Here is a 15,550-nt window from a genome sequence, read left to right on the forward strand (position 1 = left end):
ATCGGCGACCGCTCGGTCGGCGGCCTGGTCGCCCGCGACCAGATGGTCGGCCCGGCCCAGGTGCCGGTGGCCGACAGCGCGGTGACCGCCACCGACTTCTATCACCATCACGGCGAGGCGATGGCGATGGGCGAGCGCGCCCCGGTCGCCCTGCTCGACGCCCCGGCCTCGGCGCGCCTGGCGGTGGCCGAGGTGGTCACCAACCTCGCCGGCACCGCCATCGACGGCACCGACCGTATCAAGCTCTCGGCCAACTGGATGGCCGCCTGCGGCCACGAGGGCGAGGACGCGCGCCTGTTCGACACCGTGCGCACCGTCGGCATGGAGTTCTGCCCGGCGCTGGGTATAGCCATCCCGGTGGGCAAGGACTCGCTGTCGATGAAGACCCGCTGGCAGGACGGCCACAGCGAGAAGACGGTCACCTCGCCGGTCTCGCTGGTGGTCACCGGCTTCGCCCCGGTCAGCGACGTGCGCCGCACCCTGACCCCGGAGCTGGTCTCCGACGTCGACAACCGCCTGTTCCTGGTCGACCTCGGGCTCGGCCAGAACCGGCTGGGCGGCTCGGCGCTGGCCCAGGTGTACAACGCCACCGGCTCGACCACCCCGGACATCGCCGCGGCACCGCTCAAGGCCTTCTTCGACCTGATCCAGGAACTCAACCGCCTGGGGTATCTCACCGCCTACCACGACCGCAGCGACGGCGGGGCGATCACCACCCTGCTGGAAATGGCCTTCGCCGGACGCTGCGGCCTGAACCTGTCCATCGACGATCTCGGCGGCGACCCGATGGCCGGGCTGTTCGCCGAGGAAGTCGGCGCGGTCTTCCAGGTCAAGGCGGGCGATGCCGATTTCGTGCGCGAGCAGTTCGAGGCCGCCGGCCTGGGCGAGGCCCTGGTCGAGCTGGGCCGGGCGACCGCCGAACGCCAGGTGCACGTCGACTGGCGCGGCAAGACCGTGATCGATCGTCCGCTGGCCGATCTCAAGGCGATCTGGTCGGCCACCTCGTTCCACATGAGCGCCCTGCGCGACAATCCAGCCACCGCCGAGCAGGCCTATGCCGCGGCGACCGACTTCGACGACCCGCAACTGGCCGGCAGCGAGGCCAGCTTCGATGTCAGCGAGTCGGTCGCCGCGTCGATGATCGCCACCGGCAGCCGCCCGCGCATCGCGGTCCTGCGCGAACAGGGTGTCAACGGCGAGGTCGAGATGGCCGCGGCCTTTACCGCCGCCGGCTTCGAGGCCGTCGACGTGCACATGGCCGACCTGATCGCCGGCCACCACGATCTGACCGACATGAAGGGGCTGGTCGCCTGTGGCGGATTCTCCTTCGGCGACGTGCTCGGTGCCGGCTCGGGCTGGGCGCACGCCATCCGCTACAACGACCGTGCGCGCGAGGCCATGCAGGCGTTCTTCGAGCGTGACGACACCTTCGGCCTGGGCGTGTGCAACGGCTGCCAGATGTTCTCGCAGCTGGCCGACCTGATCCCGGGCGCGACCCACTGGCCGCGGTTCCTGCGCAACCGCTCCGAACAGTTCGAGGCGCGGCTGTCGCTGGTGGAGATCCCGCCGTCGCCGTCGGTCCTGCTCGCGGGCATGGCCGGCTCGCGCCTGCCGATCACCGTCGCCCACGGCGAGGGTCGGGTGGCCTACCGCCGCCCGGAGGACGCCGAGCAGGCCTTCACGGCATTGCGCTACGTCGACGGCCACGGCATCGCCACCGAAAACTACCCGGCCAACCCCAACGGTTCGGCCGGCGGCGAGACCGGCTTTACCACCGAGGACGGGCGCTTCACCATCATGATGCCGCACCCCGAGCGCGTCTGGCGGGCCAGCCAGTTTTCCTGGAAGCCGGCACGCTGGTCGGCCGACCAACAGGATACGACCACCGATCGCGGCCCGTGGCTGCGCCTGTTCGAGAACGCGCGGGTGTGGGTCGACGGCTCGTGATGCGCCGAGCCACCGCCCGACGGTCCCGGCGCGCCTGACGTGACGCCCGCGATGACAGCGGGCGAGCGTGTGCCGCCCACGCTCATCCTGATGTCGGGCTCCACCCTGTGGGGCCTGACCTGGATCTGGCTGAAATACGCCCATTCGCTGGGCATCGGCCCGATCCTGCTCACCGTGGTCGCCTACGCCGCGCAGTGGCTGATCGTCCTGCCGTTCGCCTGGCGGGCGTGGCACGAGCCGTCGCGCCCGCCGATCACGCGCCTGAACTGGGAGTGGCTCGCCCTGCTCGCCTTCGCCGCCGGCGTCTCGGGGGTGGGTTTCACCATGGCGATGGTCTACGGCGACGTCGTGCGTTCGATGATGCTGTTCTTCCTGATCCCCGCCTGGGGGGTGCTGTTCGGGCGGTTCTTCCTCAAGGAACCGCTAAGCCCGGCGCGGGTGCTGGCGGTGATCAGCGCCCTGGCAGGCGCCTTCCTGATCCTGGGTCCCGATTTTGCCGACGGCCTGTACCCGGCCGACTGGTTCGCCCTGATCGCCGGATTCTCGCTGGCCGGCGCCAACACCCTGTTCCGTTTTCTCCACGAGCAGCCCATCCCGATCAAGCTCAGCCTGATGCAGGGTTCGACGGTGGCGCTCGGGCTGATCGCCTGGGCGGTCTCGGACGAGTTCGGCGTGGTGCCGACGCTCTCCGCCGTGTCCAGCAGCGCGCTCTACGGCGCGACCATGCTGCTGGCGGCCGTGCTGGCCACCCAGTACGCCGTCGAGCGCCTGCCCGCCTCGCGTACCGCCATCCTGATGACCCTCGAGTTGCTGGTGGCGGTCGCCTCGGCCACCTGGCTGGGCGACCGCATCCACGGGGCGCATGTGTGGACCGGTGGGGCGCTGATCCTCACCGCCGCCCTGCTCGAGGCAGCCACCGCCCGACACCACCGCCCGCCGGTCGCACCATGCAAGGGCTGAATCCACAACAACAGGCCGCCGTGCGGCACATCGACTCGCCGCTGCTGGTGCTGGCCGGCGCGGGGTCGGGCAAGACGCGCGTGATCGTCGAGAAGATCGTCCACCTGATCGAGGCCAAGGGCACGCCCGCCCGCGGCATCTGGGCGGTGACCTTCACCAACAAGGCTGCCCGCGAGATGAGCGAGCGCATCGGCCAGCGCCTGCCCGCCGAACGCCGGCGCGGGCTGAATATCTCGACCTTCCACACTCTCGGACTCAACCTGATCCGCCGCGAGATCCGCACCCTCGGCCTGCGCCCGGGCTTCACCGTGCTGGATGCCGAGGACAGCCTCAACCTGATCAAATCGCTCTTGCAGCAGAACGAGTCGGCCGCCGGCATGCTCGAGCCCAAGGAGGCGCAGTGGCAGATCTCGCAGTGGAAGAACGACCTGCTCACGCCGAGCCAGGCGGCCGATGGCAGTGCCGACGAGGTCGAGGCGGCCTGCGCGTCCCTGTACAGCGACTACGCCCGTCAGCTGACCGCCTGCAACGCGCTGGATTTCGACGACCTGATCAAGCGCCCGGTCGAGCTGTTGCGCGACGACCCCGAGGCGCGAGAACGCTGGCAGAACCGGGTGCGCTACCTGCTGGTGGACGAGTACCAGGACACCAACGCCAGCCAGTACGAGCTGGTGCGCCTGCTGGTGGGCAAGCTCGGCCGGCTGACCGCCGTGGGCGACGACCACCAGTCGATCTACGCCTGGCGCGGCGCGCGACCGGAGAACCTCTCGCATCTCGCGCGCGACTTCCCCGATCTGACCACCGTCAAGCTCGAGCAGAACTACCGCTCGGTGAACACCGTGCTCGCGGCGGCCAACCAGCTGATCGCCAACGACCCGACCACGCAACCCAAGACGCTGTGGAGCGCGGTCGGCCCCGGCGAGGCGCACCGGGTTCTGGTCTGCGATACCGCCGAGGACGAGGCCGAGCGCATCGCGACCGACATCCTGCACCGGCACTTCAAGGACGACTCGGCCTACCGCAACTTCGCGATCCTGTTTCGTGGCAATCACCAAGCGCGCCTGATCGAGCAGCAGCTGCGCAAGCTCTCGATCCCCTACGTCCTCACCGGGGGCCAGTCGTTCTTCGAGCGCGCCGAGGTCAAGGACGCCATGGCCTACCTGCGCCTGATGGCCAACCCGTCCGACGATGCCGCCCTGCTGCGCATCATCAACACCCCGCGGCGCGGCATCGGGCCGACCACCCTGGAGCGGCTGGGCCAGATCGCCCGCGAGCGCCATGTCCATCTCGCCGCCGCCGCGCGCTCGGTAACGGCCGCGCAGCGGCTCGATACCCGCGTGCATCACCAGCTGACCCAGTTCCTCGACTGGCTGGAGGCCAGCCGCGCGCGCATGGACGAGCAGCCGGCGGCCGAGGCGATGCGCGGTCTGCTCGAGGAGATCGACTACTTCGGCTACCTGCGCGAGCAGGAAAACAGCGCCAAGGCCGCCGAGCGTCGCTGGACCAACCTGCAGGACTGGCTGGAGTGGACCGAGCGGATCGCGGTCGACAACGAGTCCGGCGAGTCGCTGTCGCTCACCGAGCTGGTGCAGAAGATGAGCCTGCTGGGCATCCTCGAGCAGAAGACCCGCGACCAGGACGACAACGCCGTGCGCCTCTTGACCCTGCACGCGGCCAAGGGCCTGGAGTTCCCGCATGTCTATCTCACCGGCATGGAAGAGGATCTGCTGCCCCACCAGGACTGCCAGGAAGACGAGCGCCTGGCCGAGGAGCGCCGGCTGTGCTTCGTCGGCATCACCCGCGCGCAGCGCAGCCTGACCTTCACCCTGACCCGCCGGCGGCGACGTTACGGCCAGTGGCGCGACATCCAGCCCAGCCGTTTCCTCGAGGAGGTCGAGGCCGACCTGCTGCGTTGGGAAGGCATCGGGGTGCAGAAGAGCGAAGAGGAAAGCCGGGCCACCGCCGCCGAGGCGATGAGTGCGATCCGTGCCATGCTGGGCAAGCCCTGAGGCATCGGCATATATCAGTTTTCCTTATCCTTTATTAATCGAACCACGAAAATCCCGACACGATTTGCTATCATCCCGACGCCCGATTTCGTGAACCGCGTCCCGGTCACGTCCGTCTTGTTGCCTGCACCAAGGACCAGCGGAAGCCCATGCAACCATCCGACACCCCGACTCCCTCCTCCCGTCCGCGGCACTGGTTGTTTCGACTTCTGCTTCCCCTGCTGATCCTGGCGATCGCCATCGGGGCGTTCCTCGCGCTCAAGGCCAGTGGACCGGAGGCCGAGCGCCCCGAAGCCGAGGAGCGTGCCTGGCTGGTCGAAACCACCACGGTCGAGCCCGGCCGCCACCATCCCGTCCTGACGCTGCACGGCGAAGTCGCCAATCCCGACCGGCTGTCGATCAACGCCCCGCTGCCTGCCCGTATCGCCGCGGTACCGGTCGAGGACGGTCAATCGGTGCGGGCAGGAGACCGGCTGGTCGAACTCGATGAACGGGATTTTCAGCCGGCCCTGTCTCGGGCGCAAGCCAATCTGGCCGACCTCGAGGCCCAGATCCGCGAGGCCGAGGCCCGGCACGAATCCGACCGGCAGGCGCTGACCCTGGAACAGGAGATCGTGGAGAACGCCGAAAAGGCCCTGTCCCGCTCGCGCGACCTGCGCGAACGCAACCTCGCCTCGCAGGCGGACGTCGATAACGCCCGCGACACGCTCAGTCAGGCACGCCTGTCGCTCAACAACCTGCGCGAGCGCCTGTCGACCTTCGACTCCGCCCTGGCCGGTCTGGAGGCGCGACGCGACGCGGCCGAAGCCGACGTCCTGGCAGCCGAGCGGGACCTGGAACGCGCCCGGTTCGATGCCCCGGCCGACGGGATGGTCGGCAACGTCGAGGCCACCCCCGGCGCCCAGGTCGGGGCCAACAGCACGCTGATGTCGTTCTATCCCTGGCAGGGCTTCGAAGTGCGCGCCCTGATCCCGTCGCGCCGGGTCGCCGCGATGCTCGATGCCATCCGTGACGGTGATCCGCCACGGGCCCGGATCCGCGAGACCGGACGGGTACTTTCGCTCGAGCGCGTCGCCGCCGAGGCCAGCGGCCAGGGGGCCACCGGCCTGTTCGCCTTCGTCGACCCCGACGACTCGCTACGCGCCGGCCAAGTCGTCACCGTCGAGCTCGAGATGCCGGCGGTCGAGCAGGCCGTGGCGATTCCGCACAGCGCCCTGTATGGCAACGATCACGTCTACCGCATCGTCGACGGGCGACTCGAGCGGGTGCGTGTCGAGCGACTGGGCGAATCGGCGCGCACCTCGCCGGCCACCGACGGGACCGGCGAACGCGGCATGCTGCTGGTCCGCGCCCCGGACCTGGCCGCCGGCGACCGGCTGGCCACCACCCAGCTACCCAATGCCGTCGACGGACTGCGGGTGCGCTGGGAGGATGGCGACTCCGGGAACGCAAACACCGGCGCCGACGAGGCCACGGAATGACCGAAGGCCAACCGCGCGGCATACTGGATCGTTTCGCCCGTCACCGGGTTGCCCCCCACCTGGTGATGCTGCTGATGATTCTCGGCGGGATCTTCGCCATCTCGCGGATGAACATCCAGTTCTTCCCCAACTTCGCCGTCGACGTGGTCACCGTCTCGGTGGTCTGGAGCGGCGCGTCGGCCGAAGACGTCGAGCGCGGCATCACCAACCCGCTCGAGGAGCGCCTGCGCGCCGTGCCGGACGTGGACACCATGACCTCCACCTCCGCGCAGGGCGTTTCCACCATCACGCTGGAGTTCCTGCAGGGCACCGACCCGGTGCTCGCGCTCAACGACGTGCGCGAGCAGGTCGACACCTTCCGCAACTTCCCGGCCGATGCCGAAAACCCGCGGATCAGCCGGGCACCGAAGTTCGACCCCGTGGCCCGGCTGCTGGTCTACGGCGATGTCGACCCAGACGCGCTGCGTCACTGGGTGGATCGCTTCGAGCGCGAGCTGATCGATCGCGGCATCGATCGGGTGACGGTCAATGGCGTGCCGGACCAGCAGATCGCGATCGAGGTGCCGTCTTCCTCGCTGGTCGCGCTGGACCAGTCGCTGCCTCAGCTTTCCGACACGGTCGACGCCCTCTCGCGCGACGTGCCGGCCGGCGAGTTCGCCAGCGCCGATGGCGGGCGCGAACTACGCGCCGTCGAACAACGGCGTCGCCCGCTGGAATTCGCCGACCTGTCGGTGATCAGCAGCCCGGAGGCCCGGCTGGATCTCGACCAGATCGCGCGCATCATCCAGGAACCGCGGCGCGACTCGCTGCTACTGCGTCACGAGGGCATGCCCGCCGCCGAGCTGGTACTCCAGCGCGCCGAGCACGGCGACAGCCTGGAATCCGCCCGCGCCCTGCAGGACTGGATCGACGAAGCCCGCCCGGATCTGCCCGAGGGGCTGCAGATCAAGGCCTACGACCAGTCGTGGCAGCTGATCCGCGAGCGGATAAACCTGCTGGTGACCAACGGTGCCGGCGGCCTGATCCTGGTCCTGGTGCTCTTGTACCTGTTCCTGCCCGGCCGGGTGGCGTTCTGGGTGGCCGCCGGCATCCCGGCGGCGTTTTTGGCCGCGCTGGCGATCCTGTGGCTGATCGGCGGGTCGATCAACATGATCTCGCTGTTCGCCCTGATCATGGCGCTGGGGGTGATCGTCGACGACGCGATCGTGGTCGGCGAGGACGCCGACGCGCACTTCCGCCATGGCGAGGCACCCCTGCTCGCCTCGCAGGGCGCCGCGCGACGCATGTTCTGGCCGGTGATGGCCTCGTCGCTGACCACCATCGCCGCGTTCATGCCGCTGCTGGTGGTCGGCGGCACCATAGGCCAGATCCTGCGCGACATCCCGGTGGTGATGATCTGCGTGATCGCCGCCTCGCTGGTCGAGGCCTTCCTGGTCCTGCCCGGCCACCTGCGCGGTGCGTTCAGCGGCAGGCGCGACGACGACCGGTCCGAGCAACGTCGCCCCGGCCGGATGGCCCGCTTCCGTGACGGCTTCGATCGTGGCTTCCATCATTTCCGCGAACGTTATTTCCGGCCCGCGGTGCGCTTCGCGATCGGAAACCGGGGCGTCACCCTGGCCACGGCGGTCGCCACCCTGATCCTGGCCGTCGGGCTGCTCGCCGGCGGGCGGCTCGGCTTCACCTTCTTCCCGACCCCGGAATCCCAGATCGTCTACGCCAACGCCACCTTTGTCGCGGGGACCGACCGCGAGGAAACGGCCGCGTTCATGGACGAACTGGAACGCAGCCTCGCCGAGACCGAGGAGGAACTGGGGGAGAAGCTGGTCCAGACCGCGATCACGCGCACCGGGGGCACCATCGGCGAGGAAAGCGGCACCCAGGGCGACCAGCTGGGCTCGATGCTGATCGAGCTGGTCGAGCCGGATGCGCGCGAGACCCGCAACGCCGAGTTCATCCGCGCCTGGAAGGACAACACGCGTGAACCGGCCGGCATGGAGAACTTCTCGATCAGCTCGCGTCAGAGCGGCCCGCCGGGCTCGGATCTTACCGTGCGTCTCAAGGGCGGCACCACCGAGGAGCTGAAATCCGCGGCCATCTCGCTTACCGAGACCCTCAAGGCGGTCCCCGGGGTCGTCGACGTGACCGACGACCTGCCCTACGGGCGACAGCAGATCACCTTCAAGGTCAACGCCCAGGGCCGGGCGCTCGGCCTGACCACGGCCGATGTGGGCAACCAGTTGCGCGCGGCCTACGACGGGGCATTGAGCCAGATCTACCAGTCCGGTTCCGACGAGATCGAGGTGCGTGTGCTCCTGCCTCGCGAGGAACGACGCCACATCGGCTCGCTCGAGGACTTGAGCATCCGCACCGGTGACGGGGCTTTCGTGCCGCTCGGGCAGGTGGTCGAACTGGGCTCGCAACGTGGTTTCGAGGCCATCCGGCATGCCGAGAGTGTCCGGGCCGTGGAGGTCTCCGCCGAGATCGACCGCGACGTGGCCAACGCCGAGAACCTGCGCTCCTCGCTACAGGACGACGCCCTGCCGGAGCTCGCCAGCCGTCACGGCATCGACTTCAGCTTCGAGGGCCGTCAGTCCGACCAGCGCGAGACCATGGCCGACATGACGTTCGGCCTCTACCTGGGACTGGCGTTGATGTACATCGTGCTGGTCTGGGTGTTCTCGGCCTGGACCCTGCCGTTGATCGTCATGACCGTGATCCCGTTCGGACTGGTCGGTGCGATCTTCGGCCACTGGGCGATGGGTATCGAGCTGACCATCCTGTCGCTGTTCGGCCTGTTCGGCCTGTCGGGGATCGTGGTCAACAACGCCATCATCCTGGTGGCCTTCTACCGCGACCAGCTCGCCGCCGGGCTGTCGGTCGACGAGGCGCTCGAACAGGCCGCCGTGAAGCGCCTGCGCGCGGTCATGCTGACCTCGCTGACCACCATCGGCGGGCTCACGCCGCTGCTGTTCGAGACGTCGCTACAGGCCCAGTTCCTGATCCCGATGGCCACCTCGATCGCCTTCGGCCTGGGCTACTCCACCCTGCTGGTGCTGTTCGTCATCCCCGCCCTGCTCTCCCTGCGCGAGAGCATCAGCCAGCGGGTGATGCCGGCGAAGGCAGAGGGGGTATAGGTGACAGGCTTTAGCGCCTGAAGGCGACCCTCTGGCGCTGACCCCGACCTCGGCGCGACGCCCCAGGTCACCCTCACAGCACCGACAACAGATCCCGCAACGGCAACCGCCCCTTGGGCGAGACCCGATCCTGGCACAGGGCCGAATGCAGCTCGGCGGTGGCCAGCGCGTCGATCAGGGCGTGGTGGGCGTGGTAGCGCGGCAGGTGATAGCGACCGCGCAGGGCGTCCAGGCGCAACTCGCCCGGGCCGTGGTGCAGGTGACGGCGCTCGAAGCCCTGACGGGCCAACAGGAGGGTATCGATCACCGGGATGGCGAGCCCGGCGCCGAAGTGCCGCTTGCAGGCGGCGTTGAGAAAGGCGATCTCGAAACGCGCGTTATGTGCCACCAGCACCCGTCCGGTCAGTGCCTCGAGCACCTGTTCCAGTGCCTCGCGTTCCGGCAGGCCCTCGGCGGCCGCATCGTCGGTGATGCAATGGATGACCGCGCTCTGCTCGGGGATGCCGATCAGCGGGTTGATCACCTCGTGATGCGCGGTGCTCAGGTCAATGGTCGGCCCGCGCATCACCACCCACCCCACGCTCAGCAACCGCTCCTGCCGCGGGTCGAGGCCGGTGGTCTCGAAATCGAGCACCAGGTATTCGCCCTCGCGCCAGTCGGCGTCGATATCGGCCACCGGCGTGCCCAGGAAGCGGTCCAGCGGCGAGTCCGGCGTCGCCCGGCGGCGGTGATGGCGTCGGCGCAGGGCCAGCCAGCTGCGGTGCGGGAACCAGGACAGGCGCAGCCGGGCCATCTCAGCGGGTGCCGCTGACGTCGAAGTGGGTGCGCACCCAGCGCTGGTGATCGTCGACCACCCGGAAGGCATCGCGCAGGTGGTCGCGCTCCAGGCCGGAAAGCCGGTCCGGGTCGAGCCGGTTGTCCAGCGGCTCGCCGTGCCGGGCCTGGGCCGCCTGGTGGCGGGCGCGCAGCACGTAGAACAGTCGCCAGGCGTCGGCCAGCCCGGCGGCCGCCTGCTCCGAGATCCCGCCGGCACGGGCGGCGGCCTCGAGGCGGCGCACCGTGTGCAGCTCCGGCAAGCCCAGACTGACCGCGTGCAGACGGGCCAGGTCGGCGATCGGCATCAGCCCGTAGCGCTTGAGGTCGAGGCGCTCGTCGTGCCGCTCGTCGTCGACCACCACCAGCCGGCGGAAGAAGCCCAGCGGCATGCCGATGGCCAGCGCGTTGTTGGCCAGGCGACGCTGGAAGATGGTGTTCGACCGCGCCAGCGGACGCACCGCGTCCCAGAGGGCAGCGAGCAGCGAATCCCGCCCGGCGACCACCCGCATGTCGAAGAAGTTGGTCGCCAGCATGACCGAGTGCGATTCGGGCTGCTCGATCCAGTTGCGGAAGGTGCCGGTCCAGCCGGCCAGCGACTGGCGCCAGTCCGGGGTGGTAGCCATGGTCCCCCCGGGGCACGGCTCGAGGCCCGCCGCGGCCAGCCCGTCGCTGACGAACCGCGCGAACCGTTCGAACCACTCGCCATGGCGGTCCGGGTCGAAGGCGTCATCCAGGATCAGGGCATTGTCCTGATCGGTGAACGCGGTCTGCTCGCGCCGCCCCTGGCTGCCCAGCGCCGCCCAGGCCCAGGGCACGGGGGCCTTGCCCAGCGCCTGCTCGGCCAGCTCGGTGAGCCGACGCGTCATGGCATCGGTGACCGTCACCATCGCCTCGCCCAATGGCTCGGCCTCGGCGCCGATGGCGACCAGTTGCGCCTCCAGGTCCGGCAGGCGGGCGCCGACCGCCGCGATCGACTCGACGTCCGGGGCGGCCATGGCGTCGCGCACCAGGTGAATCGAATGGGTGCCCTGGTGGCGCAGCAGGTCGGAGGTCGAGACGATCCCGACCAGCGCGCCGTTTTCGGCGACCACGGGCAGGTGGTGGATGTTGTGGCGCGAGAACAGCAGCGAGGCCTCGAAGGCCGAATGGTTCGGGGCGATCGTGACCAGGGAATCGGTCATGATCTCGCGCAACGGCGAGTCGACCGAGACACCGGCGGCGATGCAGCGCCGACGCAGGTCGCGGTCGGTGACCAGCCCCACCAGCCGGCCGTCCTCGAGCAGCAACAGCGCCGATACCTGTGCCTTGGTCATGATCGCCGCACCCTGGCGAATGGAGGTATCGGGCGTGGCGGTGATCGGCTCGCGGCGCAGCAATGCCTCGACCGAGGCGGCCATCAGCGCCTCGGGTCGACCGCCCCGCCCCAGCTCAGCGAGGGCCCGTTCGAGGCGCTCGCGACGGCTGCGCTCGAAGCGCCAGGCGAATACCGGGTGATCCGCGAGCAGTTCCTCGAACGCCGGCAGCGGCAACTGGTAGAGCAGGCTGTCCTCGACCACGGCTACAGTCGCCGTCGCGCGGGTCTCGTCGACATCGTGATCCGATTCGACGGCGTCCGGGGCATCGAGGTAAAGATCGGTCTCGCCGAGCTTTTCGCGCAGGCGACCGTCCGGCTCGCGTACCGCCAGGGCGCCGCTGCGCACGATCCACAGGCCGGGCTCGGCATCGGGCGGCGGGAACGGGCGGCCCCGGCGCAGGTAGCGCACGGTCAGCCGACGTGGCAGAGCGTCGAGCACCGTGTCCGGCAGCTCGGCGAAGGCCGGCACCCCGGCGATGAAATCGCGTATTTCCCAGAGTTCCGCGGCCATCTTGGCTCCTTGCCGTCCGGGCCCGGCAATCGGGCCCTGCGTGGCGATTCGATCAGCGGGGCTTGCTGCCGCCCAGCCCGTCAGACCCCATAGTAGCCGCGATACCACTCGACGAAGCGGGCCACGCCCTCCTCGACCGGCGTGGCCGGCGCGTAGCCGACATCGTGCTTGAGATCCTCGACGTCGGCGTAGGTATCCGGCACGTCGCCCGGCTGCATCGGAAGGAGGTTGAGATCGGCCTTCCGGCCGGTGGCCTCCTCGATCAGTTCGATGTAGCGCAGCAGTTCCACCGGTCGGTGGCTGCCGATGTTGTAGACCCGCCAGGGGGCGAACGAGGTGCCGGAATCGGGATTCGCTCCACTCCAGTCGGGGTTGGCGGTCGCGACATGATCGAGCGTGCGGATCACGCCCTCGGCGATGTCGTCGATGTAGGTGAAGTCGCGGCGGTGATGGCCGTGGTTGAACACGTCGATCGGCTTGCCCTCGAGGATGTTCCTGGTGAACTTGAACAGCGCCATGTCCGGGCGCCCCCACGGGCCGTAGACGGTGAAGAAGCGCAACCCCGTGGTGGGCAGGTCGTAGAGCGAGGCGTAGGTGTGCGCCATCAGCTCGTTGGCCTTCTTGGTCGCGGCGTACAGCGACAGCGGATGGTCGACGTTGTGATGCACCGAGAACGGCATCTCGCTGTTCGCGCCGTAGACCGAGCTCGACGAGGCGTAGACCAGGTGCTCGACCTCGTTGTGCCGGCATCCCTCGAGGATATTGGTGAAGCCCACCAGGTTGGCGTCGATGTAGGCGTGCGGGTTCTCGATCGAGTAGCGCACGCCGGCCTGGGCGGCCAGGTGCACGACGCGCTCGGGCTTCACGCGCTCGAACAGCGCGGCCATGCCGGCGCGGTCGGCCACGTCGAGTTTCTCGAAGGAAAAGCCCTCGCGATCGGTCAGCCGGGCCAGCCGGGCCTCCTTGAGGCTGACGTCGTAGTAGTCGTTGAGGTTGTCCAGCCCGATGACCGTGTCGCCGCGGTCGAGCAACCGCGCCGATACCGTCGAGCCAATGAAACCGGCGGCGCCGGTGACCAGAATCCGCATGCCTGCTCCCATGACAATGGTGGTCCGGCCCGCAGGACGGGCCCTTGGGTGCGATTATGCCTGCCACGCACCCCCCCTCCAACCGGATCGGCCGTGCCGAGCGCCGGCCAGGCACCGGGGCAGTCAGGCGCTCGTTTCCACCACGGGGAAACAGGCGCGTTTTTCGTCCCCGTTCGGGGCTACCCCCAAGGCTGGACGACAAAAAATTTTTTTGTTCCCGCCGGTTTCATTGATCGCCGGGTGGGCCGGTCGGCGATCAGGCGTGCCGGGACGCGGGGTTACCGTGCTTTCCCCCGCCCTTATCCACAGGCTGTACACGGCTTGCCCAGACCCTTCCAACAAGCTGCCCACCAACTCATACACAGCATATAGTGGTATTGACTCACCGGGAGCACATCATTTGCGATTTCCCAGGTTGACTTTGCTTGGCCAGCGACCACAATCAAGGTTCTCGAGGGGGCTCGACCGACCGGGTCGTCACCCCCGGTATCGCCCGGCAACCGGCCCCGGCAACCGGCCCCGGCAATCGGCCCCCGGCCACCCGGACCGACCGGGCGACCGATCACGGGCGATGCCTCGGCCGCGCGAGGGGCGGTGCGGGCGTCAAGACCATGCGTCGGCCCCGGACGCCAACCGAGGCGCGCCCACACACGTCCCGGCAAGCGGAGCGTGAGCAGGAAATTTCATCGAACAGGGAATCGACGTCCCGCCCGCGGCGGGCCTTCGAACCAGACCACAGAGGACGGATCAGCGGCATGAGCACCAGTCAGACAGTAGAAAACCCGACCCAGGCATACCACGAGCAGACCGGCAACGCGGCCAGCGGCATCGAGAATGCCGCTGCCACCCCCGGGCAGGTGCGCGTCATCCGGCGCAACGGCAAGCTGACCGCCTACGATCCGTCCAAGATCAAGGTCGCGATGACCAAGGCCTTCCTCGCCGTCGAGGGTGGCGGCGCGGCGGCTTCCGCCCGCGTCCACGAGACGGTCGAGACCCTGGTCGAGTTGATCGACCAGGCCCTGAAGCGTCGCCTGCCGGGCGGCGGCACCGTCCACATCGAGGACATCCAGGACCAGGTCGAGCTCGCCCTGATGCGCGAGGGGCACCACAAGGTCGCCCGGGCCTACGTCCTCTACCGCGAGCAGCAGGCCCAGAAGCGCGCCGCCGAGATGGAAGAGGAGGCCGAGACCGCCAGCGAGAAGCCGGCCCTTCGCGTCACCCGCTTCGACGGCACCACCGCGCCCCTGGACACCGTGCGCCTGTCGCGCCTGGTCGACGAGGCCTGTGCCGGGCTCGAGGGCGTCGACAACCAGCGGATCGTCGACGAGACCGTCCGCAACCTCTACGACGGCGTGGCCGAGCACGAGGTCAGCACCGCGCTGGTGATGAGCGCGCGCACCCTGATCGAGATCGACCCGGCCTACTCCCAGGTCGCCGCCCGCCTGCTGCTCGACTCCATGCGCACCGAGGCACTGCGCTTCGTGCACAACCCGGTGACCGCCTGCACCCAGGCCGAGATGGCCAACATCTACCCCGATTACTTCAAGGAGTACATCAAGGTGGGTGTGGAGCACGAGCTGCTCGACCCGACCCTGCAGCAGTACGACCTCGAGCGCCTGGGCCAGGCGCTGGACCACGAGCGTGACCTGCAGTTCACCTATCTCGGCCTGCAGACCCTCTACGACCGCTACTTCCTGCACCACGACGACGTGCGCTTCGAGCTGCCGCAGGCGTTCTTCATGCGCGTGGCGATGGGCCTGGCGATCAACGAGATCGACCGCGAGGAGCGCGCGATCGAGTTCTACCGCCTGCTGTCCTCCTTCGACTTCATGTCGTCCACCCCGACGCTGTTCAACTCCGGCACCCTGCGCCCGCAGCTGTCCTCCTGCTATCTGACCACCGTGCCGGACCACCTCGACGGCATCTACGGCTCGATCCGCGACAACGCGCTGCTCTCCAAGTTTGCCGGCGGCCTTGGCAACGACTGGACCCGCGTCCGCGCGCTGGGCAGCCACATCAAGGGCACCAACGGCAAATCCCAAGGCGTGGTGCCGTTCCTCAAGGTGGCCAACGACACCGCCGTGGCCGTCAACCAGGGCGGCAAGCGCAAGGGCGCGGTCTGCGCGTACCTGGAGACCTGGCACCTGGACATCGAGGAGTTCCTGGACCTGCGCAAGAACACCGGCGACGACCGTCGCCGCACCCACGACATGAACACCGCCAACTGGGTGCCCGACCTGTTCATGAAGC

General features: G+C 68.9%; 9 protein-coding genes. 6 read left to right on the forward strand and 3 right to left on the reverse strand.

What is annotated here, in order from left to right; translation table 11 throughout:
- From purL to ACLFRM_RS06345, 5 genes are all read left to right on the forward strand, one after another.
- On the forward strand, positions 1–1,947 hold a 1,947-nt coding region (gene purL, locus ACLFRM_RS06325), incomplete at its 5' end, for a phosphoribosylformylglycinamidine synthase (RefSeq protein WP_410754878.1).
- Positions 1,948–1,998: 51 nt separating this feature from the next.
- Complete coding sequence (locus ACLFRM_RS06330) at positions 1,999–2,907, forward strand: DMT family transporter (RefSeq protein ID WP_410754879.1); 909 nt, start codon at positions 1,999–2,001, stop codon at positions 2,905–2,907.
- Complete coding sequence (locus ACLFRM_RS06335) at positions 2,895–4,916, forward strand: UvrD-helicase domain-containing protein (protein ID WP_410754880.1); 2,022 nt, start codon at positions 2,895–2,897, stop codon at positions 4,914–4,916. The genes ACLFRM_RS06330 and ACLFRM_RS06335 overlap by 13 nt, the downstream gene beginning before the upstream one ends.
- Positions 4,917–5,065: 149 nt before the next feature.
- The gene (locus ACLFRM_RS06340; RefSeq protein ID WP_410754881.1) at positions 5,066–6,397 is read left to right on the forward strand and encodes an efflux RND transporter periplasmic adaptor subunit; all 1,332 of its coding nucleotides are present in this window, start codon (positions 5,066–5,068) and stop codon (positions 6,395–6,397) included.
- Entirely contained in the window at positions 6,394–9,531 is a 3,138-nt protein-coding gene (locus tag ACLFRM_RS06345; RefSeq protein ID WP_410754882.1) for an efflux RND transporter permease subunit, read from the forward strand. Before ACLFRM_RS06340 ends, ACLFRM_RS06345 begins: the two co-directional genes overlap by 4 nt.
- Before the next feature lie 73 nt (positions 9,532–9,604).
- Here ACLFRM_RS06345 and ACLFRM_RS06350 read toward each other — a convergent pair whose 3' ends face one another.
- The 3 genes from ACLFRM_RS06350 to ACLFRM_RS06360 all read right to left on the reverse strand — a co-directional run bounded on the left by ACLFRM_RS06350 (position 9,605) and on the right by ACLFRM_RS06360 (position 13,300).
- Positions 9,605–10,324 (reverse strand): exonuclease domain-containing protein, encoded by a 720-nt coding sequence (locus ACLFRM_RS06350; protein ID WP_410754883.1) that lies wholly within the window; start codon positions 10,322–10,324, stop codon positions 9,605–9,607.
- Between the two features lies 1 nt (position 10,325).
- A complete protein-coding gene (locus ACLFRM_RS06355) occupies positions 10,326–12,212 on the reverse strand; it encodes a DUF294 nucleotidyltransferase-like domain-containing protein (protein ID WP_410754884.1) in 1,887 nt (628 codons plus the stop codon).
- Between the two features lie 80 nt (positions 12,213–12,292).
- The gene (locus tag ACLFRM_RS06360) at positions 12,293–13,300 is read right to left on the reverse strand and encodes an NAD-dependent epimerase (RefSeq protein WP_410754885.1); all 1,008 of its coding nucleotides are present in this window, start codon (positions 13,298–13,300) and stop codon (positions 12,293–12,295) included.
- Between the two features lie 755 nt (positions 13,301–14,055).
- Here ACLFRM_RS06360 and ACLFRM_RS06365 point away from each other — a divergent pair.
- Positions 14,056–15,550: ribonucleotide reductase N-terminal alpha domain-containing protein (locus ACLFRM_RS06365; RefSeq protein WP_410754886.1), on the forward strand; the 1,495-nt coding region annotated here is incomplete at its 3' end.

The sequence above is a fragment of the Guyparkeria sp. genome (genome assembly GCF_046540515.1).
Lineage (GTDB): Bacteria > Pseudomonadota > Gammaproteobacteria > Halothiobacillales > Halothiobacillaceae > Guyparkeria.

Bases quoted from the DNA above. Each gene is read 5' to 3' on its own strand.
- ACLFRM_RS06330 (WP_410754879.1), top strand. From the start codon at position 1,999: ATGACAGCGGGCGAGCGTGTGCCGCCCACGCTCATCCTGATGTCGGGC.
- ACLFRM_RS06335 (WP_410754880.1), top strand. From the start codon at position 2,895: ATGCAAGGGCTGAATCCACAACAACAGGCCGCCGTGCGGCACATCGAC.
- ACLFRM_RS06340 (WP_410754881.1), top strand. From the start codon at position 5,066: ATGCAACCATCCGACACCCCGACTCCCTCCTCCCGTCCGCGGCACTGG.
- ACLFRM_RS06345 (WP_410754882.1), top strand. From the start codon at position 6,394: ATGACCGAAGGCCAACCGCGCGGCATACTGGATCGTTTCGCCCGTCAC.
- ACLFRM_RS06350 (WP_410754883.1), bottom strand. From the start codon at position 10,324: ATGGCCCGGCTGCGCCTGTCCTGGTTCCCGCACCGCAGCTGGCTGGCC.
- ACLFRM_RS06355 (WP_410754884.1), bottom strand. From the start codon at position 12,212: ATGGCCGCGGAACTCTGGGAAATACGCGATTTCATCGCCGGGGTGCCG.
- ACLFRM_RS06360 (WP_410754885.1), bottom strand. From the start codon at position 13,300: ATGCGGATTCTGGTCACCGGCGCCGCCGGTTTCATTGGCTCGACGGTA.